The following is a 26,121-nucleotide window of genomic DNA, read 5'->3' as shown; positions in this document are numbered from 1 at the left end:
TCACGAAGCGTCGGAAATGCAAAAGGGCGGCCTGAGCCGCCCTTCGCAGGTCCGCCATGCATCGGCGGGATGCTTCGGTCTCAGTGAGCGCCGCCGCCGTGGAAGACGCCCGAGCCCCACACGTAGATGGCGGCGAACAGGAACAGCCATACGACGTCGACGAAGTGCCAGTACCAGGCGGCGAACTCGAAGCCGAGATGCTGGCGCGGGGTGAACTGGCCCGCATAGACGCGGAACAGGCAGACCGCGAGGAAGATCGTGCCGATGATGACGTGGGCGCCATGGAAGCCCGTCGCCATGAAGAATGTCGACGCGTAGATGCTTCCCGAGAAGCCGAATTCGGCGTGGCTGTACTCGTAGGCCTGGCAGGCGGTGAACAGAACGCCGAGGATGATCGTCAGCCACAGGCCGTATTTCAGGCCCTTGCGGTCGCCCTCGATCAGCGCGTGGTGGGCCCAGGTCACCGTGGTGCCGGAGGTCAGCAGGATCAGCGTGTTGAGGAGCGGCAGATGCCAGGGATCGAAGGCCTCGATACCCTTCGGCGGCCACACGCCGCCGGTAAACTCCACACGCGAGACCTGGATGGGATCGGCGGTGTAGAGCGCGGCCTCGAAGTAGGCCCAGAACCACGCGACGAAGAACATCACCTCGGAGGCGATGAACATCATCATGCCGTAGCGGTGGTGCAGCTGGACGACGCGGGTGTGATCGCCGGAATTGGCCTCGTGGGCGACGTCCCGCCACCACGAGAACATCGTATAGAGGACGCCGATCGTGCCGGCCCCGAAGATGTAGGGGCCTGGGCTCAGGGTGCCGATCTGGAGGCTCTTCATCCAGAACACGGCGCCGAACGCCATCAGGAAGCCTGAAAAGGCCCCGATCAGCGGCCACGGGCTCGGACTCAGGATGTGATAGTCGTGATTCTTGGCGTGCGCCTCGGCCATCGTCCCGTCGCTCCTCACCCTCGTGCCCCGCGCCGTTCCCGGCATCCGGCCTTACGCTGTTCGTTGCTTGCTCTTGGCCGGGCGCGGCCGACACCACACCCAAGCTTGCCCGAACGTTTAGTCGGTGCAGCCCCGTCTTGTCACGGGTCCGCGATCAGAAATCGCCCTTCGTCTCCGAAGAACCGGACTTCGCCACCGTCGCCTTGACCGGCTGGCCGTTCTTGGAGGCGAAGTACGTGTAGGACAGAGTCATCTCCGAGAGATGCGCGGTGTTCGAATCGTCCCGGACGGCCGGATCGACATAGAACACCACGGGCACGTCCAGTGTCTCGCCGGGCTGAAGCGTCTGCTCGTTGAAGCAGAAACAGGCGATCTTGACGAAATAGCCGCCCATCAGGCCGGGCTGGACGTTGAAGGTGGCCACACCCGCCGACGGTGCGCTGCCGACATTCTGCACCCGGAAGAAGACGGTCTTCGTCTCGCCGAGCTTCGCTTCGACGCGGCTCACTTCCGGGACGAACTTCCAGGACAGCCCCGGTGCGACGTTCGTGTCGAAATGCACGACCATGCTGTCGTCGGTGCGTGCCGCGGAGGCAGCGAGCGCCGGCCCCTGGCGGGGCGTTCCGTCGTAGCCGGTCGCCTTGCAGAACGCGTTGTAGAGAGGGACCGACGCGAAGGCGAGGCCGACCATACCGACGGCGAGACCGGCGCAGGCGATGGCGGTACGCTTGGCGCCGCGACCCGGTCCGGAAGGGGCAGCTGTCATCGCGAACTCCTCAGAGCGGCCGGCTCAGGATCTGCGGTCCGAGCTTGACGATCGTCAGCACGAAGAACAGCAAAACCCAGGCGCCGAGGGCCAGCGCGATGGCCACGGAGCGCTTCCGGCGGCGCGCCTCCTCCTCGGGGGTGAGTGGCCGGTACTGGATCTCGGGATCCGCCATGGCGCTCAGCCCAGGACCGGGCGGAACAGGCCGAAGCTCTGCTCGGCCAGGAGCGCCGAGAACAGCGCGAACAGGTAGAGGATCGAGAAGCCGAACATGCCCATGGCGGCACGCTTCTCGGCATCGCCCTCGCGGTTCCGGAGAACCCGGATGCTGAAGGCCACCATACCGAGGCCGCCCACAAGGCCGACCACCGCGTAGACGAGGCCGCCGAAGCCGAGCGCGACCGGCACGAGGCCGAGGGGCGCGAGGAGCAGCGAGTACCACACGATCTGGCGGCGGGTGGAGGCCGGGCCGGCGACGTTCGGCATCATCGGGATGCCGGCGCGGGCGTACTCGTCGGCCTTGATCAGGGCGAGCGCCCAGAAGTGGGGCGGGGTCCAGATGAAGATGATGGCGAACAGGATCAGGGACTCGATGCCCACCGAGCCGGTCACCACCGCCTGACCGATGACCGGCGGCAGGGCGCCCGCGGCGCCGCCGATGACGATGTTCTGCGCCGTCGCCCGCTTCAGCCACATGGAATAGACCACCGCGTAGAACACGATGGTGAAGGCCAGGAGCGCCGCGGCCAGCCAATTGGCGGTGAGGCCCAGCACCAGGACGGACGCGACCGACAGGAACAGGCCGAAGCCGAGGGCTTCCTCCGACGTGATCTTGCCCGCAGGGATCGGCCGCGTCGCCGTGCGGCTCATGACGGCGTCGATATCCGCGTCCCACCACATGTTGAGGCAGCCGGAGGCACCGGCGCCGACCGCGATGGCGAGCAGCGAGATCGCGCCGATCGCCGGCTGCACGTGCCCGTGGGAGACCACCATGCCGACCAGGGCGGTGAAGATGACGAGAACCATCACCCGCGGCTTCAGCAGGGCGAAATAGTCCGGAACGTCGCCGCCGGCGCTCGTGAGGGCGGGGGCGGGGACCTCCGGTCCGATCGTGTTCGTCAGGCTCGTCATCGCGTCTGCCGCTGCTGTGTCGGCGCCCGGCCGCGCGCGTCACGGCCGAGTCGGTTCTCGAATTCGACGTGTTCCAAGAGTCGGCGTGAGCGGGGCCCAGGACGTCGTCCTCGGCCCGTGCGGATCGCCCTCAACGCTCGCCCTTGCCGGGAGGTCGGCCGACCGGCCTCCGGGGAAGGGCGAGGGCCGCGGATGCGGCCCTCGCGAGGTCTCTATCAGTGCGCGCCCGGCTCGTCGACGATGCGGGGCAGCGTCTCGAACTGGTGGAAGGGAGGCGGGGAGGAGAGCGTCCACTCGAGGGTGGTGGCGCCTTCGCCCCACGGGTTGTCCGCGGCCCGCTCCTTGGAGCGGAAGGCCAGGACCACGCCGATCACGAACACGAACATGCCGAGGCCGAAGATGTGGCCGCCGTAGGTCGACACCTTGTGCCACTGGGCGAAGGCATCCGGATAGTCGGCGTAGCGACGCGGCATGCCGGCGAGGCCGAGGAAGTGCATCGGGAAGAACAGGACGTTCGCGCCGATGAAGGCCAGCCAGAAGTGCAGCTTGCCGGCCCATTCGGGGATGATGTGGCCGGTCATCTTCGGGAACCAGTAGTAGACACCGGCGAAGATGATGAACACGGCACCCAGGGACAGCACGTAGTGGAAGTGCGCGACCACGTAGTAGGTGTCGTGCAGGTACTTATCGACCGCCGAGTTGGCGAGCACGACGCCGGTGACGCCGCCGACGGTGAAGAGGAAGATGAAGCCCACCGCCCAGTGCATCGCGGCGGTGAAGCGGATGGAGCCGCCCCACATGGTGGCGATCCACGAGAAGATCTTCACGCCGGTCGGGACCGCGATCACCATGGTGGCGAACACGAAGTAGGACTGCGTCTGCAGCGACAGGCCGACCGTGTACATGTGGTGGGCCCACACGACGAAGCCGACGACGCCGATCGCCACCATGGCGTAGGCCATCGCGAGGTAGCCGAACACGGGCTTGCGCGAGAACGTGGCGATGATGTGCGACACGATGCCGAAGGCCGGCAGGATCATGATGTACACTTCGGGGTGACCGAAGAACCAGAACAGGTGCTGGTACAGGATCGGGTCACCGCCACCGGCCGGATCGAAGAAGGTCGTGCCGAAGTTGCGGTCCGTCAGCAGCATCGTGATGGCGCCCGCCAGCACCGGCAGCGAGAGCAGCAGCAGGAAGGCGGTGACCAGCTCGGCCCAGGCGAAAAGCGGCATCTTGTGCAGCGTCATGCCCGGGGCGCGCATGTTCAGGATGGTGGTGATGAAGTTGATCGCGCCGAGGATCGAGCCCGCGCCCGAGAGGTGCAGGGCGAAGATCGCGAAGTCGACGGCCGGGCCGGGATGGCCGGCGGTCGAGAGCGGCGGGTAGACGGTCCAGCCGGTGCCGGCGCCGGACGCGCCGGGCGCGCCTTCGACGAACAGCGAGCAGAGCAGGGAGCAGAAGCCCGCCACCGTCAGCCAGAACGAGATGTTGTTCATGCGCGGGAACGCCATGTCGGGCGCGCCGATCATAAGGGGCACGAACCAGTTGCCGAAGCCACCGATCAGCGCCGGCATCACCATGAAGAACACCATGATGAGGCCGTGTCCCGTGACGAACACGTTGTAGGTCGCGGGGTTCGAGAAATACTGCAGGCCGGGCGCCTCCATCTCCATCCGGATGCCGAAGGAGAGGAACGCGCCGATCATGCCGGCGCAGAAGGCGAACAGCAGGTAGAGGGTGCCGATGTCCTTGTGGTTCGTCGACAGGAACCAGCGGGCGAAGAACGATGGCTTGTGGTCGTGGACCTCGTGGGCCCCGGCATGGGCTGCGGCTGTAGCCATGGATTCGAATGCCTTGTGAATCTGATGGGTTCGGTTCGGTCAGCCGGGGCTCAGCGGGCCTCGGCGAAGCTCGTGCCGTTGTCGATGCGGGCGTACTTGGTCTTCGCCTCCTTCAGCCATTCGGCATAGGCCTGCTCGCTGACCACGCGGACCACGATCGGCATGTAGGCATGGCGCTGGCCGCACAGCTCCGAGCACTGACCGTGGAAGGTGCCTTCCTTGTCGGCCTTGAACCACATCTGGTTCAGGCGGCCGGGAACGGCGTCGATCTTGAAGCCGAAGGCCGGCATGGCCCAGGAATGCAGCACGTCGGCAGCAGTGACCTGGATCTTCACGATCTTGTTGACCGGAACGACCATCTCGTTGTCGGTCTGGAGCAGGCGCGGCTGCTTGTCCTCGTCGATGTTGGCGTCGAAGGTGAAGCCGCCGCCTGCCTCGGTCTGCGGGTACTCGTAAGACCAGTACCACGCGTGGCCGATGACCTTGACGATCATGTCGGCCTTCGGATCCGAGAGCTGCGTGCGCAGCAGGCGGAAGGACGGGATCGCGACGGCGACCAGGATCAGCACCGGCACGATCGTCCAGGCGATCTCGATGGCGGTGTTGTGCGTGGTGCGCGACGGCGTCGGGTTCCGCTTCTCGCTGAAGCGGTAGATGCACCACAGGATCAGCCCCAGGACGAAGACGGAAATCCCGAGGGACAGCCAGTGCAGGCCGATTTCGAAGTTCAGGATGTCGCGCGCGTTGTCGGTGACCGGAATCTGCCGGTCCATCTCCCACGGCACGGGCTGACCGAAGCCCGCAGCCTGCGCGCCTGATATCGGGAAGAGCAGGGCGCCGAGAGCGGCGAGGCTCCAGAGTGACCGGTTGATCGTCCGCACCGTCCGCATCTGCCTCTCGTGGCTCCCTTGAACTATCTGGCTACCGCCGAACCGTCCCGTCTTGACTGCGTGCGGGATTGTACCGACGTGACGGAGTACCGGTTGTGTCACCCGGCATTATCCGACCGGGGCTTCAGACCACAAGGGCCGGCGAGGTGCAACCGCACAAGCGTCGCATCGCGCGCTTTCCAGCCAGTTGGCGGTGTCTCGTGGCGTCGGCGCACTAGGGAACGGCGAAATCATTCACGGTCGCATGGCGCGGGGGATGAGCCATCGCCGGCCGTTCGTATCACCCCATCGGAGTTCGAGATGTCGACGGAAACCGGAAGCCGAACGTCCGGTCTGCCGCCCTGCGCGGTGCCGGTGTCCATGCAGGTGATGGCCTATGACGGCTCGGCGCCGAAGCCGGACACGCGGGCGCTCGCAGCGGAGGCGCCGGTCAACCTCGTCTACGGCAGCGTGCCGCACGCGGTGATGATGGCGACGCCCGCCGATCTGGAGGATTTCGCCTACGGGTTCAGCCTCACGGAAGGGATCGTGGACAGCGTGGACGAGATCCGCGCGACCCGGGTCGAGATGGCCGAGGACGGCCTGCGCCTTCACGTCGATCTGGCGCCCGGTCGGCTTCGCGAGCACTTGGCGCGCAAGCGCGCCATCAGCGGCCGGACCGGTTGCGGCGTCTGTGGCATCGAGGATCTGGCGCAACTGCCGCGGGCCGGGGGGCGGGCCGCGTCCGAAGTCCGGATCGCTCTACCGGCCATTGCCCGCGCGCTCTCCGAGCTGGATCGGGCGCAGGTGCTCGGCGCGGAGACGCGCGCCGTTCACGCGGCGGCCTGGGCTCGCCGCGACGGCAGCCTTGCGGCGGTCCGTGAGGATGTCGGCCGCCACAACGCCCTCGACAAGCTGATCGGCGCCCTGATGCGGGCGGGCACGCCCGCGGACGAGGGTTTTCTCGTCATCACCAGCCGCTGCTCGTTCGAGATGGTTGAAAAGGCCGCACGGCTCGGCGCGGCTGTGATCGTCGCCATCTCGGCACCGACGTCGCTGGCCCTCGAACGTGCCCGATCCTATGGCCTGACGCTCTGCGCCATCGCGCGGGCCGATACCGTCACGGTCTTCACGGGCGCGGAGAGGCTGACCGCCGGCGGCTGAGCACCGGCGGGTGACACCGAGGCCGGAGCCGGCGCGCCTATTCGGACGGGCCCGGGACGATGGTGGCGCCGCCGATCACCCGCACCGGCTTCTTGTCCGACGGCGGGTCCTTCCAGTCCTTCGCGGCCGGCTTGGCCGCGTCCGCGACGGGGGCTCCGGCCGGCTTCGAGGGTGCTGCAGCAGGCGTCGTCGGGGCCGGCGAGGGGGATTTCTCGATCGATGCCGCCTTGGTCTCGGGCGCCGAGGGCGGATTCGGATCGCTCTTGGCCGTGTCGGCGGGAGCGATCTTGGGGGCCGGCGCCTCGGGTGAGGTGCGGTGGGGCGTCTTCAGCTCCGGCGTGCGCGCGGGCGTCGCCCGTGCGACCTTTCTGGACGGAGCGCTGCGGACGACGCCGTCGGGGTTGAGCCCGTCGGGATTGACGTCCGGTCGGAAGGCTTCGCCACCCGGTCGGCGCTGCGGTCGCGCCATCGCGTCCTCGGCGGGCGGGGCCGGGCGGATCGCGCGACGGGGGAGGGCCTCGTCCTCGGTCCAGCCGAATCCGGGTGTGGGACGCTCAAGCCGCGCGTAGGTTTCCGGCGCGCCCGTCCGCTGGCGGCCCACGATCGCCCCTGTCATCGGATCGACGAAGAGCCGCACCGGCACGCCGGCGGGGCCGACGGCCTCGACGACGTAGACCCGCCCGTCGAAGCGCGGGCGGCTGAGGCCGCTGAAGCCGCGGTCTGCGAGGCGCCAAGCCACGACGCGCGGGGGGAGGACCTCATCCTCGAAAGCGAATTGCGCGTGGGCGCCGCTGGATGCACCCAGGCAGGTCGCGGCCGATAGGACGACCGCGCCCAGCGTCAGGATCGTCGGTCGTCGGAGGCGTGCAACTCTGCTCTTCATCGTCACTCTTGTGCGTTCTCGGTTTGGAGACCCGGCAGAGTGTCCGGTTCCGGCATGGTCCGGGCCGGTGGACCCGGACCACGACCATGCCGGCGAGGTCGTTGCCCCGCATGCCGCTTGTGCTCGGCCTGCCCGGTAGAACCCGCGATTCGGGCGAGATTGCGGAGGCCGGGAGCCGGGTCCGCCCCCTCATCCAGAGCGGCGACGCCGCAGCCGCCAGCAGTCTCTTGCTGAAAACATTTCAATCTGGCAGTTTTGCGACTTAGGACAGCACAACTGTCCCATCGGCCGTGCACCCCGGCCGTCGCCGTCTCGCGCGCGGGCGAGTTCTTCGGCTGACGGATACGGGCGCGCCAGCGCACCGCTCCCTGAGCGGTCTGGGTCCTCGATGAACGCAAGCCGACGGACGTGTCCACCCGGACCGGCCGGATGGCCTGCGGCAAGAGGCCGAAGCGCCGGGCGCCGACGGCTTGCGGGCATGAAACATGCTCGCGGGTTCTTGGCTGCGGACGGGTTCGAGGGAAGGACGAGACGAAGCATGTCACAACGCAGGGCTGCCGAAGAGTTTGCTGCGTCCACGGCCCAGGCTGCCGCCCCGCGCGGCGCCGCGATGCCGCTCATCGTGCGCGATCCCGCCCTTCCGAAAGCCCAGGGTTCCTACGATCCCGCGAACGAGCGCGATGCCTGCGGCGTCGGCTTCATCGCCGACATGCACGACCGCCGGACCCACGCGATCGTCGCGCAGGGTCTGAAGATCCTGGAGAACCTCGACCATCGCGGTGCGGTGGGCGCCGATCCCAAGATGGGCGACGGCTGCGGCATCCTCACGCAGATTCCGCACGGCTTCTTCGCCGAGGAATGCTCGCGTCTCGGATTCGAGCTGCCGCCGGCGGGTTCGTACGCGATCGGCCAGTTCTTCATGCCGAAGGCGGACGAGCCGCGGGCGATCATTCAGGAGATCGTCGAATCGGCGCTCGCCGCCGAGGGCCTGCCGCTGCTCGGCTGGCGCGACGTGCCGGTCGATCCGGAGGATCTCGGAGAGGCCGTGAAGGCGACCGAGCCGCATCACCGTCAGGTCTTCATCGGCCGGCCGGCCTCGGTCACCGACCAGGACGCGTTCGAGCGCCGGGTCTATGTCGCCCGCAAGGTGATCTCCAACAAGGTCTACGCCCTCGAAGACCCGCGGGTGAAGGAGTTCTACCCGGTCTCCGTGTCGTCCCGGACCATCGTCTACAAGGGCATGGTGCTGGTCACGCAGCTCGGCGGCTACTTCCTCGACCTGAAGGACAAGCGCTTCGTCTCGGCGATCGCCCTCGTCCACCAGCGTTTCGCCACCAATACGTTCCCGACCTGGCGGCTGTCGCACCCGTACCGGATGGTCGCCCATAACGGCGAGATCAACACGCTGCGGGGCAACGTCAACTGGATGGCCGCCCGTCAGGCGAGCGTCGATTCCGACCTGTTCGGCAACGACATCTCGAAGCTGTGGCCGATCTCGTACGAAGGGCAGTCGGATACCGCCTGCTTCGACAACGCCCTCGAGTTCCTCGTGCAGGGCGGATACCCGCTCGCCCACGCGATGATGATGCTCATCCCGGAGGCCTGGGCCGGCAACCCGCTGATGACCGAGGAGCGGCGCGCCTTCTACGAGTATCACGCCGCGCTGATGGAACCGTGGGACGGCCCCGCCGCCGTGGCCTTCACGGACGGCCGCCAGATCGGCGCGACCCTCGACCGGAACGGTCTGCGCCCGGCCCGCTACATCGTCACCGATGACGGCCTCGTGGTGCTCGCCTCCGAGATGGGTACCCTGCCGATCCCGGACGAGAAGATCGTGCAATCCTGGCGCCTCCAGCCGGGCCGCATGCTGCTGATCGACCTGCAGAAGGGGCGCATCGTCTCGGACGAGGAGATCAAGGGCGAGCTCGCCGCCGCGCACCCCTATGCCGATTGGGTCAAGAACACCCAGATCGTCCTGGAGGATCTGCGCCCGGTGCAGCCGCGCGAGTCGCGCGGCGACGTCAGCCTGCTCGATCGTCAGCAGGCCTTCGGCTACACCCAGGAAGACCTCAAGCTGCTGATGCAGCCCATGGCCGTCACCGGCCAGGAGGCGGTCGGCTCGATGGGCACGGATACGCCCCTCTCGGCGCTCTCCGAGAAGTCGAAGCTGCTCTACACCTACTTCAAGCAGAACTTCGCGCAGGTCACGAACCCGCCGATCGACCCGATCCGCGAGGAGGCCGTGATGAGCCTCGTGTCGTTCATCGGGCCGCGGCCGAACCTGCTCGACATGGAAGGCGCCTCCCGGCGCAAGCGCCTGGAGGTCCGCCAGCCGATCCTGACGAACGGTGACCTGGAGAAGATCCGCTCGATCGGCCATTTCGAGGACCGGTTCGACACCAAGACGCTCGACATGACCTACCCGGCCGAGTCGGGCGCGCAGGCCATGGACGGGGCGCTGGACCGCCTCTGCGACCGGGCCGAGGCTGCGGTGCGCGGCGGCTACAATATCATCGTTCTCACCGACCGGGCGGTCGGGCCGGACCGGATCCCGATTCCGGCGCTTCTCGCCACGGCCTCCGTCCACAATTACCTGATCCGCAAGGGGCTGCGGACCTCGGTCGGCCTCGTGGTCGAATCGGGCGAGCCGCGCGAAGTGCATCACTTCGCTTGCCTGGCGGGCTACGGCGCCGAGGCGATCAACCCGTATCTCGCCTTCGAGACGCTGCTCGAGATGAAGGATGAGTTCCCCCCGGATCTCACCGACGACGAGATCATCTACCGTTACATCAAGGCGATCGATAAGGGCCTGCTGAAGGTGATGTCCAAGATGGGCATCTCGACCTACCAGTCCTATTGCGGCGCCCAGATCTTCGACGCGGTCGGCCTGAACTCGACCTTCGTGGGCCGCGACTTCTTCGGCACGGCGACGACCATCGAGGGCGTCGGCATGGCCGAGATCGCCGAGGAGACGGTGCGCCGTCACCGCGACGCCTTCGGGGACGCGCCGGTCTACCGGAACGCCCTCGATGTCGGCGGCGAGTACGCCTACCGCCTGCGCGGCGAGACCCACACCTGGACGCCGGACACGGTGGCCACGCTGCAGCACGCGGTGCGCCTCAACGTGCCCGAGCGCTACCGGGAATATGCCGATCTCGTGAACCGCCAGGAGCACCAGCTCAAGACGCTTCGCGGCCTGTTCCGGATCAAGTCGGCGCCGGAGATCGGCCGTCAGCCGGTCCCGCTGGAGTCGGTCGAGCCGGCCTCCGAGATCGTCAAGCGCTTCGCCACCGGCGCCATGTCGTACGGCTCCATCTCCAAGGAGGCGCACGAGACGCTCGCCATCGCGCTGAACTCCTTCGGCGGCCGCTCGAACTCCGGCGAGGGCGGCGAGGAAGTCGAGCGGTTCAAGCCGCTGCCGGACGGGCGCTCGCGCCGGTCCTCGATCAAGCAGGTTGCGTCCGGCCGTTTCGGCGTCACGACGGAATACCTCGTCAATTCCGACATGATGCAGATCAAGGTCGCGCAGGGCGCCAAGCCCGGCGAGGGCGGCCAGCTGCCCGGCCACAAGGTCGATGCCAAGATCGCCAAGGTCCGCTACGCCACGCCGGGCGTCGGTCTGATCTCGCCGCCACCCCACCACGACATCTACTCGATCGAGGATCTGGCCCAGCTGATCTTCGACCTGAAGAATGTGAATCCGTCGGCGGACGTGTCAGTGAAGCTCGTTTCCGAGGTCGGCGTCGGCACGGTCGCGGCCGGCGTCGCCAAGGCGCGGGCCGACCACATCACGATCTCGGGCTTCGACGGCGGCACCGGTGCCGCGCCGCTGACCTCGCTCAAGCATGCGGGCGGGCCTTGGGAGACCGGGCTGGCCGAGACCCAGCAGACGCTGGTGCTCAACGGCCTGCGCGGGCGCGTCGCCCTCCAGGCCGACGGCGGTATCCGCACCGGGCGCGACGTGATCATCGCGGCTCTGCTCGGCGCCGACCAGATGGGCTTCTCGACGGCGCCGCTGATCGCCGCCGGCTGCATCATGATGCGCAAGTGCCATCTGAACACCTGTCCGGTGGGCGTTGCCACGCAGGATCCGGTGCTGCGCAAGCGCTTCAAGGGCACGCCCGAGCACGTGGTGAACTACTTCTTCTTCGTGGCCGAGGAGGTGCGCGAGATCCTGGCGTCGCTGGGCTTCACCAAGCTGGAGGAAGCGGTCGGACGCTCGGACCTGCTCGACAAGGTCGACGCCATCGCCCACTGGAAGGCGCGCGGGCTCGACTTCACCAAGCTGTTCCATCGGCCGAAGGTGGCCGAGGGCACGGCGATCCGCCACGTGGAGGTGCAGCATCACCCGATCGACACGGTCCTCGACCGTCGCCTGATCGCGGGTGCCCAGCGCGCCATCGAGACCGGCGAGCCCGTGGTCCTGACCGACACGATCCGGAATTCGGATCGGGCGACCGGAGCGATGCTGTCCGGCATGGTCGCCAAGGCGCATGGGCACGAGGGCCTGCCCGACGACACCATCGTGGTGAAGCTCGCCGGCACCGCCGGCCAGAGCTTCGGCGCCTGGGTGGCGGCCGGCGTGACCCTCGAATTGACGGGCCACGGCAACGACTATGTCGGCAAGGGCCTGTCGGGCGGCAAGCTGATCATCCGGCCGAGCGACGCGCTGAAGTCGCCGCAGGACCGGACCATCATGGTCGGCAACACCGTGCTGTACGGGGCGATCGCGGGCGAGTGCTACATTCGCGGCTCTGCCGGCGAGCGCTTCGCCGTGCGGAACTCGGGCGCCATCACGGTGGTCGAGGGCATGGGCGACCATGGCTGCGAGTACATGACCGGCGGCGTGGTCGTGTCGATCGGCGAGACCGGGCGCAACTTCGCGGCCGGCATGTCGGGCGGCATCGCCTACGTGCTCGACGAGGACGGCTCGTTCTCGGCGCGCTGCAACCTGTCGATGGTCGATCTGGAGCCGGTCGAGGAGGAGGACGACCTGATGCGTCGCTTCCACCAGGACGGCGATCTGGAGACCAAGGGGCGGGTCGACATCCTGGCCGACATGTCCGGGCACGACGAGGAGCGGCTGACGCAGCTCATCACCAACCATCTCAAGTACACGGGCAGCCCCCGCGCCAAGGCGATCCTCGACGATTGGAGCGGCTACCGCACCAAGTTCGTGAAGGTCATGCCGGTGGAGTACCGCCGGGCGCTGCGCGAGATGGAGATGGCGCGGATGCCGGTGGCCGCGGAATAGGCGGACACCCGAACCGGGCGGTTCGCCGCCCGGTCACGCACGCATGATGTGAGACGACGCGGGCAGCGCAGTCACGGACTGGCCGGCCCAGGGGCGGACCAATGGGCAAGATCACAGGTTTCCTCGAGTTCGACCGGCAGGAGCAGAAGTACCAGCTCGCCGCCGACCGGGTCCGGCATTTCCGCGAGTTCACGCTGCCGCTCGACGAGCACGACCTGACCAAACAGGCGGCCCGCTGCATGGATTGCGGCATCCCGTTCTGTCACGGCCCGACGGGCTGCCCGGTCCACAACCAGATCCCGGACTGGAACGACCTCGTCTTCCAGTCGGATTGGGAGGAGGCTGCGCGCAACCTCCATTCCACCAACAACTTCCCCGAGTTCACCGGCCGCATCTGCCCCGCGCCGTGCGAGGAAGCCTGCACGCTGAATCTCGAGAACCAGCCCGTCGCCATCAAGACGATCGAGCAGGCGATCGCCGACCGGGCCTGGAACATGGGCTGGGTCAAGCCCGAGCCCGCGGAGACCCGCACCGGCAAGCGCGTCGCCATCGTCGGCTCCGGTCCCGCGGGCATGGCGGCGGCGCAGCAGCTCGCCCGGGTCGGTCACGACGTCCATGTCTTCGAGCGCGAGCCGAAGGCCGGCGGCCTGCTGCGCTACGGCATCCCCGACTTCAAGATGGAGAAGCGGCACATCGATCGGCGCGTGCGCCAGATGGAGGCCGAGGGCGTCGTCTTCCACTACAACCAGAACATCGGCGTGACGAAGTCGGTGGACGAGCTCAAGGCCGAGTTCGACGCCGTGATGTTCTGCGGCGGCGCCGAGGATCCCCGCAACCCGCAGCTCCCGGGACAGGAGCTGGAGGGCGTTCACTACGCGATGCCCTATCTCGTCCAGTCGAACCGCCGGGTCAGCAGCGAGCCGATGCGCGGCAACGGCGAGCTGCCGATCCTGGCGGGCGGCAAGAACGTGGTCGTCATCGGCGGCGGCGACACCGCCTCCGACTGCGTCGGTACGGCGTTCCGCCAGGGTGCCCTGTCGGTGACGCAGCTCGACATCCGCCCCCGTCCCCCCGAGCGGGAGGACAAGCTGACCGTCTGGCCGTACTGGCCGACGAAGATGCGGACCTCGTCCAGCCAGGCTGAGGGGGCGGAGCGCGAGTTCCAGGCCGCGACGCTCCGGCTTCAGGGCAACAAGAAGGGCCAGCTCACCGGTGTGGTCTGCGCCCGGGTCGACGCCAAGCGTCAGCCGATTCCCGGCACCGAGTTCGTCCTGCCCGCCGACCTCGTCTTCATGGCGATCGGCTTCGCCGGCTCGGTCCAGAAGGGCCTTCTGGAGCAATCCGGAATCGGCGTGAGCAAGCGCGGCAACGTCGAGGCCAACGAGGACGACTACCAGACCTCGGATCCGAAGATCTGGGCGGCGGGCGACATGCGCCGCGGCCAGTCCCTGGTGGTCTGGGCTATTCGCGAGGGACGTCAGGCGGCGCGCGCCATCGACGAGACCCTGATGGGCGCGAGCGTCCTTCCGCGCTGAGGCTGACCGAGAGAGAGGCGCGCCCGGCTCAGCCGGGCGGCCAGCGGAAATCGTCGGCGCGGCCGGGCTGCGGCATGGGGGCGTTTCCGCGCAGAAGCGTCCGCTCCACGGTGCCGAGGTTGTCCGGCTCGCGCGGCCGCCCGTTCAGGAGGGCGCCGCCGGGCGAGACCTCCATGCGGCTCAGCGGGACCACAGGTCCGGCCGCGGGCTTGACCGGAAGCGCCGGCACGCCGGGGGGTTCCGGCAGGCTCGGCAGCATGGCGGTGATCTGTCGATCGATCGCCGCGGTGTCGGTTGCCGGCGCGGGCCCGTCGAGGCTGGGCCCCGAGGTCGAGGACGGCGCCGTCGGCGCAACGGTTGCGGTGGGCGAAGGCTCGGCCGATCCCGGCACGGTGCCCATGAGGCGCTTCAGCTCGACATCGGCGAAATGCGCGAGCTTGCGGTCACCCGCTTTGGTGAAGTGGACACCGTCCGCGGTGCGCAGCTTGGCGATCTGTCCTTCCGGATCCGGTCCCGACGCCGCGTACCGGTCCCGATCGTCCACGAAGCCCGGCCAGATATCGACATAGGTGCCGCCGGCCTTGGTCACGCTGTCGCGCACGATCTCGTTCAGCGACGCGAGATCGCGGCTCAGCGATTCGCTCTGCATCGGCGGCAATCCGACCCAGATCAGCGGGATCCTGCGATCGACGAACACCTTCACCAGCGCTTCGACCCGTGCGCGATAGAGGGCACGCCAGCGATCCGTCAGCGGATCGACCGTCTCGTCCCCGTCGCGGATCGGCTGCCGATCGTTGGCGCCCATCATCACGAAGGCGTAGCGCACCTTCGCGTTGCTCTGGAGATAGTCCTGGGCAACCTTTGGCCAGTCGACCACGTCCTTGCGTACGAGGCCGCTGTCGCCTTTGGCACGGTCGATCACGGCGACGTCGGCATTGTCCTCGAAGACGTCGTCGAGGCCCTTCGCGAGATGGTCGGCCAGGGAATCGCCGAACACGGCGATCTGGACGTTCGGCTCGGTCTTGGCGACGGCCGGCTTCGGCGGCGTCGGCGCCCGCGCCGGGCGGACCCGCCGTTTCACCGCGGGAGCCGGTCGTTGTGCCTCCCCGGTCGCGTAGGGGGGACGTGAGCGTGGCGCCCGGTAGGTGCGCTCCGGCTGTGGCGCCACCGGCTGCGGCCTGTCCTCCCAGGGCCAGTAGAACTGGCGCGGCGCCTCCTGCTGCGGCGCATATCGCGGTTGGCGCCCGTATGTGCCGTCGTCACGGTAATACGCATCCCGTGGCCGACGCCGCGGCGGAGCCTCGTAATAGGTGCCGCCGCCGGGCTGCTGATAGCTGTCGCCCCATTGCGCGCGGGCCGGTCCCCCGCCGAGGACGGACAGACCGGCGAGCCCCAGCAGGGCCGCGAGGCCGAGGAGCAACGGGCGTTCCGAGTGACGCCGACGAGCGACTACCATGCGCATCCCGTACGCTGTACGCCGAACCCAACCCGTTCGGAACGCGCACAGTATAGGTGGAAGCTGACGGCGGGTCTAAACCTCTCGCGGGGATCAGCGTCGCGGCGACGCCGGCTGTCCCGTGACCCGGCTGAGCAGGGCCGGCGTGGCATAGCCGTCAGCCGGCAATCCGACGCTGATCTGATAGCGGCGCACCGCCTCACGCAGCTTCGGGCCGGCGCGGCCATCCGTCGGACCGTCGTAGAAGCCGGCGGCCGCCAGACCGGTCTGCAGGGCCCGAAGGCCCGGCCCGTCGAGGCGCGCCCCTGCGGCCGGCCAGGGAGCCGCCAGCGGCGGTCCGCCGCCGAGACGGTCCGCGAGGTGGCCCACGGCCAGAGCGTAGGAATCCGAGGTGTTATAGCCTCGGATCACCTCGAAATTGTCGGTGATCAGGAAGACCGGGGCGCCGAGGCCCCCGGGCAGGAACAGGCTGGCCCGGCCGCGGCCGGGCAGAGGTTTCCCGTCCGTGCGGGCAACGCCGCGCTCGGCGAACGAGCCGAGCTCGTCGTTGTATCGGCTCAGGTCGAAATCTTTCGGCAGGCGCACCTCGTAGCCCCAGGACAGGGCCGGATCCCAGCCGAGATCCTTGAGGTAGGCCGCGATCGAGGCGAGCGAATCCGCCGCGCTGGCCCAGATGTCGCGCCGCCCGTCCCCGTCGAAATCGACCGCATGTGCCAGATAGGTGGAGGGCAGGAACTGGACCTGGCCCATGGCCCCGGCCCAGCTGCCGCTCATCCGGTCGGGCGTGATGTCGCCGCGCTGCAGGATCGTGAGAGCGGCAAGGAGTTCGTCGCGAAACAGCGTGCCGCGGTGGCGCGCCTCGGCCAGAGTCGCCAGCGCTCGGATGGTGGGAACGCTGCCCGCGCTGGCCCCGAAATCCGATTCCACGCCCCAGAACGCCGTGACCATCGGCCCCGGCACGCCGAAGCGGGTTTCGATGGCCTGGAGGGTCGTTGCGACGGCCGCGGCACGGGCGCGTCCGCGCGCGATGCGTCCGGGGGAGACGGCGCCGACGAGGTAGTCCCAGACGGGCCGGACGAATTCGCTCTGGCGGCGCGTATGCGCCAGGATGCCGGGGTCCGGGCCGGTGATTCCGCGGAATGCCGCGTCGAAGGTCTGCGCGGAGACGCCCCGCGCAGCCGCGTCCGGTCGGAGCGCTGCCACGAAGGCCTGGAAGGTATCTTCGGCGCGGACCTCTCCCGCGGCGAGACAGGCCGCCGCGGCGAGCAGCCCTCTGCGGGACATCATTCGGTCAGATCCGGTTGCGCGTTTCCAGGCGCTCCTCCCAGGCCAGGGCCTGAGCGACGATGGCGTCCAGATCGTCATGCCGGGGCTGCCAGCCCAAACGCTCGCGGATCAACGCGCCCTCGGCCACGATCCGGGCCGGATCTCCCGCACGACGCGGGCAGAGCCTGACCTCGAAGTCGCGGCCGGATAGACGCTTCACGACCTCGATGACCTCAAGCACGGAGTAACCGCGGCCATAGCCGCAATTCAGCGTCAGGCTGTCGCCGCCCGACCGGAGGTGGTCGAGGGCCAGACGATGCGCTTCGGCGAGGTCCGAGACCTGGATGTAGTCGCGCAGGCAGGACCCGTCGGGGGTCGGGTAATCGGTCCCGAAGACGTCGAGCCGCGCGCGCTGTCCTCGCGCCGCCTGCGTGGCGACCTTGATGAGGTGGGTGGCATTCGGCGTCGACTGGCCGGACCGACCCTCAGGATCCGCGCCGGCCACGTTGAAATAGCGCAGAATCACGTACGAGAAGCCGTGCGCGGCCGCGGCATCGGCGATCATCCATTCGCTCATCAGCTTCGAGCGGCCGTAGGGATTGATCGGCTTCAGTGGCAGGTCCTCGGGAACCGGCACGACCTCGGGCTCCCCGTAGACGGCTGCGGTCGAGGAGAAAATGACGTGCCGGACGCCGGCCCGCACGGAGGCCTCGACCAGCGATCGCGTCTTGACCGTGTTGGACAGGTAGTAACCCAGCGGATCGGCCACCGAGTCGGGCACGACGATCTTGGCGGCGAAGTGGGCGAGGGCATCGATCCGATGCTGAAGGATCGTCTGCGTGACAAGGGCTTGGTCGGCCACGTCTCCGACCACGAGCTTGACGCCCTCCGGAACCGCCCAGTCGAAGCCGGTGGACAGATCGTCCAGGACGATCACCTCCTCGTGGCCCGCATCGAGCAGCGCCAGCACCATGTGGCTGCCGATGTAGCCGGCACCGCCCGTAACCAGAACCGCCATGACCCCCCACCCTGACGCCGTCCCGCCGAGCCTGATTACGCGATTGCAGACGGGAAATTTACGCTCCGCTGCTTCATACTATCGACGTAGAACCCTTGCGACGGCTCGCGTTAAGCTATCTCACTGACGGCACCGCCGACCACGTCGCTCCATCCTGTTCCGGGGTTACCGTTTGATGAAACCGATCCGCAAGGCCGTCCTGCCCGTCGCGGGCCTTGGCACGCGCTTCCTGCCAGCCACGAAGGCGGTCCCGAAGGAAATGCTCACGGTCGTGGACCGGCCGGTCGTGCAGCATGTCGTCGACGAGGCCCGTGAGGCGGGGATCGAACACTTCATCTTCGTGACCGGTCGCGGCAAGGCCGTGATCGAGGATCATTTCGACATGGCGTTCGAACTCGACCACACGCTCCAGGAGCGGGGGAAGACGGCCGCCTATGAGGAACTGAAGAAGGACCTGCCGAAGGCGGGCCAGACGAGTTTCACCCGGCAGCAGGCCCCGCTGGGCCTGGGCCACGCGGTGTGGTGCGCCCGGGAGATCGTCGGCGACGAGCCCTTCGCGGTCCTGCTCCCCGACATGCTCAGCCGCGGCTGCATGAAGCAGATGCTGTCCGCCTATGAGCGCCACGGTGGCAACATCATCGCCGTCGAGGAGGTGAAGCCGGAGGAAACGCATCAGTACGGGATCGTGAGCGTCGGCGAGACCTACGGTCAGTCATTCCAGATCACCGGCATGGTCGAGAAGCCCAAGCAGGGCACGGCGCCCTCGAACTTCATCATTTCCGGCCGATACATCCTGCAGCCCGAGATCTTCGGTATTCTCGAGCATGGCAAGAAGGGCGCTGGCGGCGAGATCCAGCTTACCGATGCCATGATCGACCTGATGGAGACGCAGGCGTTCTACGGCATGCGCTACGAGGGCCGGACCTACGACACCGGCTCGAAGCTCGGCTTCCTCACGGCCAATCTCGCCTACGCCCTCGATCGGGACGACCTCGCGGGGCCGCTGAAGGCTGAAATCGAGAAGCTCCTGAAGCGTCAGGGCTAAGGCGCGCCGTCTCCGGGGCTGCCGAACCGCCCAGGTCCAGGCCCCGACCCGCGAACGCGGTGATCGGGGCCGATCGCTCACCCGGAGACCGCGTGGGCCTCTTGCGTCCGTCGCACGCGGTTCAGGTATGCGCGCAGAGCAGCGGGATCCGACGATTTGCCCTTGCTTCTTGTGCGGCGCACTTTAATTTGTGCGTTGCGGGATCGCGATGGCGTCGCGGTCCTGCTGCCCTTCTTGGGCGTTTCCTCCCTAGACTTCGGGCCGCTCCTTCGGGAGTGGCCTTTTTTCTGTCTGGTCCTCCCGCACCCGTCTCCGCCGAACGTCCCGGCGCGATCGCTATTCCGCGGCGATTTGGCGCGGAACGACCTCCGCGAGATCTCGGGCGACCTCGACGATCACGGCGCGCAAGGCTCCGACCAGGGCCGGAAAGCCCGGCGTCGTCGCGAGGCTGACCTCGTTCATGTAGAGGCCGCGGTTGACCTCGATCTGGAGCGCGTGGCGATCCAGGTTCGGCTCGCCATAATGCTCCGTGATGAACCCGCCCGCGTAGGGCTTGTTGCGCACCACGCGAAAACCCCGAGCCCGGAACGCGGCCTCGAACCCGTCGATCAGCGCGGGCGCGCAAGCCGTGCCATACCGGTCACCCAGCACCACGTCGGCCTTCATCTCCGGGTCGCGGCCCAGGCTCGATGAGGGCATCGAGTGGCAGTCGATGAGCATGCAGCAACCATGCGCGCGCGCCGTGCGCTGGATGAGGCTGCGCAACGCGCGGTGATAGGGCTTGTACAGGCCCTCGATCCTGGCGGTCGCCTCGGCCACGGGCAGTCGCCGGGCGTAGATTTCCTGACCGTCTGCGACGACGCGCGGGACCGTCCCGAGGCCGCCGGCCACGCGCATCGACCGGGTGTTGGCGAAGGGCGGCAGGCGCCCGTCGAACATGCGGGGGTCGAGCTCGTACGGCTCGCGGTTCACGTCGAGGAAGGCGCGGGGAAAGTTGGCCCGCAGCAGCGGCGCGCCCAGTTCGACGACGGGCGCGAACAGGCGCTCGACATAGGCGTCCTCGGAACGACGCAGCGCCAGGGCGTCGAGCCGCGAGGCTGCGATGAAGTCTGGGGGGTAGACGGCTCCAGAATGACCGGTATTGAAGACGAAGGGCAGGGTGTGCGCCGCGGGCTCGTCGACCGCAAAGGCCGGGGCAAATCCGAAGGCGTCTGGCTGTACCGGTTCGGATGCAGTCATCGGTTGGTGGACACCCCGGCGGTTGAACGAGGACGGCAGGTGCTCACTGTGGTGCGCGATCGACCGCCTGTCCACTCCGTGCCGGCGACTGGGGCAGTCGCCCGTGAGACACGCGGCTCCCGCTGCGCGCTCCATCCTAACACCTTGTTTACCATCGCCTCCCTTTATGGGATCAACTTCTCGACTCGAAGGCTCGGATCCGGCCGATGAAAATCCTGCTGGCGGAAGACGACAACGACATGCGCCGGTTTCTGGCCAAGGCGCTGCAGAATGCGGGCTATGATGTCCTGTCCTTCGACAACGGCCTCTCGGCCTACAACCGGCTGCGCGAGGAGCCGTTCGAGCTGCTGCTGACCGATATCGTGATGCCCGAGATGGACGGTATCGAACTGGCTCGCCGGGCCACCGAGCTCGATCCCGATATCAAGGTGATGTTCATCACCGGCTTCGCAGCCGTGGCCCTCAACCCGGATTCCAAGGCTCCGAAGGACGCGAAGGTCCTGTCGAAGCCCTTCCACTTGCGCGATCTCGTGAACGAGGTCGAAAAACTGCTGGCTGCCTGAGCCGGCCGCGGAGCCACCGGCATGGCGCGACCGAGTTTGCCTGTGGCGACACGGGCATAGGCAAGTCGCGTCCCGCACTCCTATATGGCGGGAGTTCACGGTCGGGACGACGTTCGCGATGCAGCCGGTCACAATCTACACCACGGGCTGGTGTCCCTACTGCTCGGCGGCCAAAAGCCTGCTGAAGGAAAAGGGCGTGGCCTTCCAGGAGATCGACGTCGAGCGCGCGCAGGGGGCTCGAACCGCGATGGTCGAGCGCGCGGGCGGCCGTACGAGCGTGCCTCAGATCTTCATCGGTGCCACGCATGTCGGCGGCTGCGACGACCTGTACGCCCTCGACCGGGCGGGCAAGCTCGACCCGCTGCTCAAGGACACGGCCGATGCCTGAGGCCCGCTTCACGGCCGCCTGCGTGCAGATGCGGTCGGGGCGCGATCCCGCGGCGAACCGCGACGCGGCCGTGGCGGGTGTGCGCGAAGCGGCGTCCCGGGGCGCGGCCTACGTGCAGACTCCCGAGATGACATCCCTGGTGGAGCGGAGCCGCGAGCGCCTGTTCGCCCACGTCACCGCCGAGGAGCAGGACCAGACCCTGGCGGCCCTCCGCGAGACCGCGCGCCAGACCGGCACGGTCGTTCAGATCGGCTCGATCGCAGTCCGGTCCGGCGACAAGATCGCCAACCGGGCCTACCTGATCGGCGCCGATGGCGCGATCCTGGCGTCCTACGACAAGCTGCACCTCTTCGATGTCGACCTGCCGAGCGGCGAGCGGTGGCGGGAATCCGCCACGTATTCCGGAGGTGCCTGCGCGGTCCTCGCCGAGACGCCGTGGGCCACCCTCGGCCTGACGATCTGCTACGACATCCGATTTCCCGCCCTGTACCGCGCCCTCGCCGAAGCGGGCGCGGACGTGCTGACGGCACCCGCCTGCTTCACCCGTCAGACCGGGGAGGCCCATTGGCACGTCCTGCAGCGGGCCCGCGCCATCGAGACCGGGGCCTTCGTGATCTCGGCGGCGCAGGGCGGCCTGCACGAGGACGGACGCGAAACCTACGGCCATTCGCTGATCGTCGATCCCTGGGGCCGGGTGCTGGCCGATGCCGGCGGGGCCGAGCCCGGGATCATTCTGGCGGAGATCGACCTCGCGCAGGTCGCCGAGTCCCGGGCCCGCATCCCCTCGCTGCAGCACGGTCGGCCCTTCACCATCGAGCGCGTCTCTTCCCAGGCTCAAGCGGCGCATCAGGCAGCACAGCAAGCGACAGAATGATCCGCTACAGTCTCGTCTGCGAGGCCGGACACGGCTTCGAGAGCTGGTTCCCGTCCTCCGACTCCTACGACACGCAGGTCGAACGCGGGCTCGTGACGTGCCCGGTCTGCGACAGCGCCAAGGTCAGCAAGGCCCTGATGGTGCCGAGCGTCGCCCGCACGGATCGGGCGCGTGCATCTGCGCCGCCCGCGAAGGCGGAGGCGGAAGCGCCGGTGACCATGGTCGCCGAGCCGGAGCGTCAGTTGCGGGCGATGCTGCGCGCGCTCCGTGAGCACGTGGTGGCGAATGCCGAGCACGTCGGCGCGCGCTTTCCCGAAGAGGCGCGCAGGATCCATTACGGGGAGACCCAGGGCCGTTCGATCTATGGCGAGGCGACCCCCGCGGAGGCGCGCGCGCTGATCGACGAGGGCATCGAGGTGGCGGCGATCCCGGTCCTGCCGGACGACCGGAACTGAGCGGATACCAGACCCGCCCCGAGCCTCAGGGCCGCAGGGCGGCGGTCCCCGCGAACGACGCCAGCACGGCCGAGACCAGGGCACTCCAGCCGGCGAGCGAGATCCCGGCCACCCGCAGCGCCGCCACCGAGCAATCGACGACCTTCGTAGTCTGGAGCGCGTTGAGGAAGTCGCCGACCTGGCCCGGATTCGTCCCGGTGCCGCCCCCGCAATCGGCCGGCCCCGGCCAGAAGCCCCATTCCGCGCCGGCGTGGTAGACCCCGATGCCGGCGCCGTAGAGGAGGCCGAGGGCGGCCAGACCGAGGGCGATCCGTGCCAGGCGCTCCGGCAGGAACAGGGCCAGAAGGCCCAGGGGGATCGCGGCGTAATAGGGCAGCCGCTCTGTCAGGCAGAGCTTGCACGGCGCGTAGCCGTATCCGTACTGCAGAACGAGCGCGGCTCCGACGGTGAGGGCGGAAGCGATTGCCAGCCAGAGGCCAGCGGTCTTGAGGCGCAGGGCGGCCGCCGTATTCATCGCTACAGGATCACCTTGAAGAGCAGGAAGCCGAGGACGATGACGGCGACGGAGATCGCCGCAACCGCGTTGAGGTGCCGGTCGAGCACGGCCCGAATCTGGACGCCGTAGCGTCCAAGCAATCCGGCCAGGATGAAGAAGCGGGCGCCGCGGGTCACGATCGAAAGTACCGTGAACCAGAACAGGCTGTAATGGGCGAAGCCCGAGGTGATCGTGACGAGCTTGTAGGGGATCGGCGTGAGTCCCTTCAGCAGGATCACCCAGTGGCCGTAGCGCGCGTAGGAATCCTGGAAGGTCGCGGCCGAGTTCTGCAATCCGTAGAGACGGATGAGCCATTCCCCGAGGGAATCGAACAGGAGGGCCCCGATCGCGTAGCCCACGAGTCCGCCGATGACCGAGGCGACGGTGGTGATCGTGGCGTAGAGCCAGACCCGGTCCGGTCGGGCGACCGCCATGGGCACCAGCATCGCGTCCGGCGGAACCGGGAAGAAGGAGCTTTCGGCGAAGGCCACAGCGCCGAGCGCATAGGGCGCGGACGGCCTGTCGCTGAGGGCCAGGATCCACGCGTACAGCCGGCGGAGCATGCAAGGTCCCGAAGTGAGCGATCGGTCGCCCTTTGAGCATAGGCGTCCCGCCTTGGCCAGATCGGCGCCCACCGCAAAAACAACACTTGGCCGGACCCGCCGACCTATGCGAAGAGCCCTCCGTACGCGGGTATGGCGGAACTGGTAGACGCGGGCGACTCAAAATCGCCAGCCGCAAGGCGTGGGGGTTCGATTCCCTCTACCCGCACCATGGCCATCCGGCGATCGTGCGGCCTGTCCTGTCCGGCGGCTCCATGAGGGGCGACCCGTTGTCCGCGCGAATCCCATCGACGCGCGAAGTTCGGTCGCCCTGATCTCCTGATCGCTGCCCCCTATCTGTGCTGCAACGCGGCCGGCTTGGCCGTCCTGCGGAGCGGAGTAGGGACTTGTACGAGCGTGGGATCGTCGCGGTTCTCGGCGCGGGCATGGCCGGCGCAGCTGCGGCACGCCACCTTGCCGAGGCGGGCCTGCGGGTGCGGGTGTTCGACAAGGGGCGCGGCGTCGGCGGTCGGATGGCAACCCGGCGCGTCGGTGATCTCCAGTTCGACCATGGCGCTCAGTTCATGCGCGCGCGCGGTACCGCCTTCGCGGGTCAGATCGATCGATGGGCGCGAAGCGGCATCGTTGCGCCCTGGGCCGGTTCCGAACGGTCTGTCGGCGTGCCGAGCATGGTCGAGCCCGTGCGCGACCTGCTGTCGGGTCTTCCGGTTCAGAGCGCCACGACCATCCTGCGTCTTCACCGAGATGGGGCACACTGGCGGCTGGAGGACGCGTCCGGCGCCGTTCACGGGCCGTTCGACGCGGTGGCGATCACCGTCCCGGCGCCGCAGGTCATGACGCTGCTCGCGGCATCCGGCGTCACCCTCCCGGACATCGCCCGCGCTTCATATGCACCCTGCTGGTCCTTCATGATCGCGGCGGACACGTCCCCGCCGGAGGACCTGACCGAGCCGGGGGCCGGTCCGATCGGCCTGATCGCGTGCGATTCGTCGAAGCCCGGGCGGCCCCCCGGGATCCGGCTCACGGTCCACGCGACCCCGGATTGGTCGCGCCGGCATCTCGAAGCGCCGCGTGAGACGATCGTCGCCGAACTTGTCCGCGCCACCCGGGACTGCCTCGGCACCGAACTTCGACCGTCCCACATGGAAGCCCATCGCTGGCGCTACGCGCAGGTCGAGAACGCCCTGCAGGTGCCCTGCCTGTACGATCCGGCATGCCGACTCGGGGCGGCCGGGGATTGGTGCCTGGGGGCCCGGATCGAGGCGGCCTACGACAGCGGGCTGGCGCTCGCCGACGCTATCCTGAACGATCTCGGGCACCCTGCGTGACTCCCCCGATCGCCTTCCACCCGGCCTATGAGGCGTCCCTCCCGGTCGGCCATCGGTTTCCGATGCGCAAGTACGGCCTGCTCGCGGAGACGCTGATCGCGAAGGGGCTGGCTCCGCTCGGTTTCGTCACGCCGGAGCCGGCCGGGGCGGACATCCTGATCCGCGCTCACGATGCCGCCTATGTGGATGCGGTGCTGGCCTGCGATGTCGGTCCTGAAATCGAGCGGGCCATCGGGCTACCGGTCGATGCGGCCCTCGTCCGGCGCTCGCGCGCATCGGTGGGCGGCACCCTTCTGGCCGCGCGCCTCGCCCTGGCGGAAGGTCTGGCGGGCAGCGCCGCTGGCGGCAGCCATCACGCGCGGCGCCAGCAGGGTGCTGGCTTCTGCGTGCTGAACGACGTCGCCGTAGCGGCGCGGACGCTCCAGGCCGAGCGGCTGGTCCGGCGCGTCCTCGTGGTCGATCTCGACGTGCATCAGGGCGACGGCACCGCCGATTGTCTCGCCCGAAGCCCGGAGCTCTTCACCTTCTCGATTCATTGCGAAAACAATTATCCAGCCCAGAAGATCGCCGGCGACCTCGATATCGGCCTGCCGGACAGGCTCGACGACGCCGGCTACCTCGCTGTTCTGCGTGCCCGTCTGCCGCCGCTGCTCGACGCATTCGCGCCGGACCTCGTCTTCTATAATGCCGGCGTCGATCCGCATCGCGACGACCGCCTCGGCCGACTCTGCCTCACCGATGATGGCCTTCTCGCCCGCGACCGCTTCGTCGTGGCCGAGGCTCGCGCGCGCGGGATCGCGCTCGCTGCGGTGATCGGCGGCGGATACACCCACGATGTCGAGGCCCTCGCGCGGCGCCACGCGCTGGTCTTCGAAGCCCTGGCCGCCGAGGCGGCCGCTCGGCCGACGTCGGAGTGAGACCTGATTGCATCACGGTACCGTCGATCTGCAGGTCTCGGTCGAGCAGGAAAGGTTTTGGGAACGGCCACCGTCGAGGATCTG

23 protein-coding genes and 1 tRNA gene are annotated in these 26,121 nt (G+C 68.3%); 11 read left to right on the top strand and 13 right to left on the bottom strand.

Annotation, left to right across the window (positions count from 1 at the left end; all coding sequences use genetic code 11):
* Nucleotides 1-80: 80 nt before the first annotated feature.
* The 6 genes from ABIC70_RS08900 to coxB form a co-directional block, all read right to left on the bottom strand.
* Nucleotides 81-944, bottom strand: a complete 864-nt coding sequence (locus ABIC70_RS08900; RefSeq protein ID WP_043348496.1) for a cytochrome c oxidase subunit 3 — start codon at nucleotides 942-944, stop codon at nucleotides 81-83.
* 154 nt (nucleotides 945-1,098) lie between these two features.
* A complete protein-coding gene (locus ABIC70_RS08895) occupies nucleotides 1,099-1,710 on the bottom strand; it encodes a cytochrome c oxidase assembly protein (RefSeq protein WP_043348494.1) in 612 nt (203 codons plus the stop codon).
* Between the two features lie 10 nt (nucleotides 1,711-1,720).
* Entirely contained in the window at nucleotides 1,721-1,885 is a 165-nt protein-coding gene (locus ABIC70_RS08890) for a cytochrome c oxidase system small membrane protein (protein WP_043348492.1), read from the bottom strand.
* 5 nt (nucleotides 1,886-1,890) lie between these two features.
* Nucleotides 1,891-2,841 (bottom strand): heme o synthase, encoded by a 951-nt coding sequence (locus ABIC70_RS08885; protein ID WP_043380432.1) that lies wholly within the window; start codon nucleotides 2,839-2,841, stop codon nucleotides 1,891-1,893.
* Between the two features lie 215 nt (nucleotides 2,842-3,056).
* Entirely contained in the window at nucleotides 3,057-4,685 is a 1,629-nt protein-coding gene (ctaD, locus tag ABIC70_RS08880) for a cytochrome c oxidase subunit I (protein WP_043348481.1), read from the bottom strand.
* A gap of 50 nt (nucleotides 4,686-4,735) precedes the next feature.
* Nucleotides 4,736-5,575 (bottom strand): cytochrome c oxidase subunit II, encoded by an 840-nt coding sequence (gene coxB, locus ABIC70_RS08875; protein ID WP_043348479.1) that lies wholly within the window; start codon nucleotides 5,573-5,575, stop codon nucleotides 4,736-4,738.
* A 300-nt stretch (nucleotides 5,576-5,875) separates the two neighbouring features.
* Here coxB and fdhD point away from each other — a divergent pair, with 300 nt between their 5' ends.
* A complete protein-coding gene (fdhD, locus tag ABIC70_RS08870) occupies nucleotides 5,876-6,718 on the top strand; it encodes a formate dehydrogenase accessory sulfurtransferase FdhD (protein WP_446720939.1) in 843 nt (280 codons plus the stop codon).
* Between the two features lie 37 nt (nucleotides 6,719-6,755).
* Here fdhD and ABIC70_RS08865 read toward each other — a convergent pair whose 3' ends face one another.
* Entirely contained in the window at nucleotides 6,756-7,601 is an 846-nt protein-coding gene (locus ABIC70_RS08865) for a chromosomal replication initiator protein DnaA (protein WP_354439476.1), read from the bottom strand.
* 538 nt (nucleotides 7,602-8,139) lie between these two features.
* Between ABIC70_RS08865 and gltB the strand changes: the two genes are divergently transcribed.
* The gene (gene gltB, locus ABIC70_RS08860; protein WP_502915963.1) at nucleotides 8,140-12,855 is read left to right on the top strand and encodes a glutamate synthase large subunit; all 4,716 of its coding nucleotides are present in this window, start codon (nucleotides 8,140-8,142) and stop codon (nucleotides 12,853-12,855) included.
* Between the two features lie 101 nt (nucleotides 12,856-12,956).
* A complete protein-coding gene (locus ABIC70_RS08855; RefSeq protein WP_043353802.1) occupies nucleotides 12,957-14,390 on the top strand; it encodes a glutamate synthase subunit beta in 1,434 nt (477 codons plus the stop codon).
* A 28-nt stretch (nucleotides 14,391-14,418) separates the two neighbouring features.
* Here ABIC70_RS08855 and ABIC70_RS08850 read toward each other — a convergent pair whose 3' ends face one another.
* The 3 genes from ABIC70_RS08850 to galE form a co-directional block, all read right to left on the bottom strand.
* Entirely contained in the window at nucleotides 14,419-15,846 is a 1,428-nt protein-coding gene (locus ABIC70_RS08850) for an SGNH/GDSL hydrolase family protein (RefSeq protein WP_051044907.1), read from the bottom strand.
* A gap of 93 nt (nucleotides 15,847-15,939) precedes the next feature.
* Nucleotides 15,940-17,133, bottom strand: coding sequence for a lytic murein transglycosylase (locus ABIC70_RS08845; RefSeq protein ID WP_354439475.1), 1,194 nt, complete (start codon nucleotides 17,131-17,133; stop codon nucleotides 15,940-15,942).
* 4 nt (nucleotides 17,134-17,137) lie between these two features.
* Nucleotides 17,138-18,130: a UDP-glucose 4-epimerase GalE gene (galE, locus tag ABIC70_RS08840; protein ID WP_043353807.1), complete on the bottom strand. Its 993-nt coding sequence runs from the start codon at nucleotides 18,128-18,130 to the stop codon at nucleotides 17,138-17,140.
* 175 nt (nucleotides 18,131-18,305) lie between these two features.
* Between galE and galU the strand changes: the two genes are divergently transcribed.
* Complete coding sequence (gene galU / locus ABIC70_RS08835) at nucleotides 18,306-19,175, top strand: UTP--glucose-1-phosphate uridylyltransferase GalU (RefSeq protein WP_043380421.1); 870 nt, start codon at nucleotides 18,306-18,308, stop codon at nucleotides 19,173-19,175.
* 336 nt (nucleotides 19,176-19,511) lie between these two features.
* Here the strand turns inward: galU and ABIC70_RS08830 are convergent, their stop codons facing one another.
* Nucleotides 19,512-20,414 carry an N-formylglutamate amidohydrolase gene (locus ABIC70_RS08830; protein ID WP_043353811.1) on the bottom strand — a complete coding sequence of 301 codons (903 nt, stop codon included), beginning with the start codon at nucleotides 20,412-20,414 and terminating at the stop codon, nucleotides 19,512-19,514.
* Between the two features lie 206 nt (nucleotides 20,415-20,620).
* On the opposite strand from ABIC70_RS08830, the gene cpdR reads away from it, so the two are divergent.
* The 4 genes from cpdR to ABIC70_RS08810 all read left to right on the top strand — a co-directional run bounded on the left by cpdR (nucleotide 20,621) and on the right by ABIC70_RS08810 (nucleotide 22,694).
* Nucleotides 20,621-20,977, top strand: coding sequence for a cell cycle two-component system response regulator CpdR (gene cpdR, locus ABIC70_RS08825; protein WP_003603128.1), 357 nt, complete (start codon nucleotides 20,621-20,623; stop codon nucleotides 20,975-20,977).
* 118 nt (nucleotides 20,978-21,095) lie between these two features.
* Nucleotides 21,096-21,365 (top strand): glutaredoxin 3, encoded by a 270-nt coding sequence (gene grxC, locus ABIC70_RS08820; RefSeq protein WP_043353813.1) that lies wholly within the window; start codon nucleotides 21,096-21,098, stop codon nucleotides 21,363-21,365.
* Complete coding sequence (locus ABIC70_RS08815; protein ID WP_354439474.1) at nucleotides 21,358-22,239, top strand: carbon-nitrogen hydrolase family protein; 882 nt, start codon at nucleotides 21,358-21,360, stop codon at nucleotides 22,237-22,239. Before grxC ends, ABIC70_RS08815 begins: the two co-directional genes overlap by 8 nt.
* The gene (locus ABIC70_RS08810; protein ID WP_354439473.1) at nucleotides 22,236-22,694 is read left to right on the top strand and encodes a DUF1178 family protein; all 459 of its coding nucleotides are present in this window, start codon (nucleotides 22,236-22,238) and stop codon (nucleotides 22,692-22,694) included. Before ABIC70_RS08815 ends, ABIC70_RS08810 begins: the two co-directional genes overlap by 4 nt.
* A gap of 25 nt (nucleotides 22,695-22,719) precedes the next feature.
* On the opposite strand, the gene ABIC70_RS08805 is transcribed toward ABIC70_RS08810, so the two are convergent.
* Complete coding sequence (locus ABIC70_RS08805) at nucleotides 22,720-23,208, bottom strand: disulfide bond formation protein B (protein WP_043380413.1); 489 nt, start codon at nucleotides 23,206-23,208, stop codon at nucleotides 22,720-22,722.
* Nucleotides 23,209-23,210: 2 nt separating this feature from the next.
* Entirely contained in the window at nucleotides 23,211-23,792 is a 582-nt protein-coding gene (locus tag ABIC70_RS08800; protein WP_043353820.1) for a YqaA family protein, read from the bottom strand.
* Nucleotides 23,793-23,918: 126 nt separating this feature from the next.
* Here ABIC70_RS08800 and ABIC70_RS08795 point away from each other — a divergent pair.
* The 3 genes from ABIC70_RS08795 to ABIC70_RS08785 all read left to right on the top strand — a co-directional run bounded on the left by ABIC70_RS08795 (nucleotide 23,919) and on the right by ABIC70_RS08785 (nucleotide 26,037).
* A tRNA-Leu gene (locus tag ABIC70_RS08795) sits at nucleotides 23,919-24,003 on the top strand.
* Nucleotides 24,004-24,178: 175 nt separating this feature from the next.
* Nucleotides 24,179-25,120, top strand: coding sequence for an NAD(P)/FAD-dependent oxidoreductase (locus tag ABIC70_RS08790; protein WP_354439472.1), 942 nt, complete (start codon nucleotides 24,179-24,181; stop codon nucleotides 25,118-25,120).
* Nucleotides 25,117-26,037 (top strand): histone deacetylase family protein, encoded by a 921-nt coding sequence (locus ABIC70_RS08785; RefSeq protein ID WP_354439471.1) that lies wholly within the window; start codon nucleotides 25,117-25,119, stop codon nucleotides 26,035-26,037. Before ABIC70_RS08790 ends, ABIC70_RS08785 begins: the two co-directional genes overlap by 4 nt.
* Nucleotides 26,038-26,121 lie beyond the last annotated feature (84 nt).

The organism is Methylobacterium sp. 1973, assembly GCF_040545035.1.
Classification (GTDB): domain Bacteria; phylum Pseudomonadota; class Alphaproteobacteria; order Rhizobiales; family Beijerinckiaceae; genus Methylobacterium; species Methylobacterium fujisawaense.
Note: the sequence above shows the minus strand (reverse complement) of the source record. Positions and strands in the feature narration are given on the sequence as shown.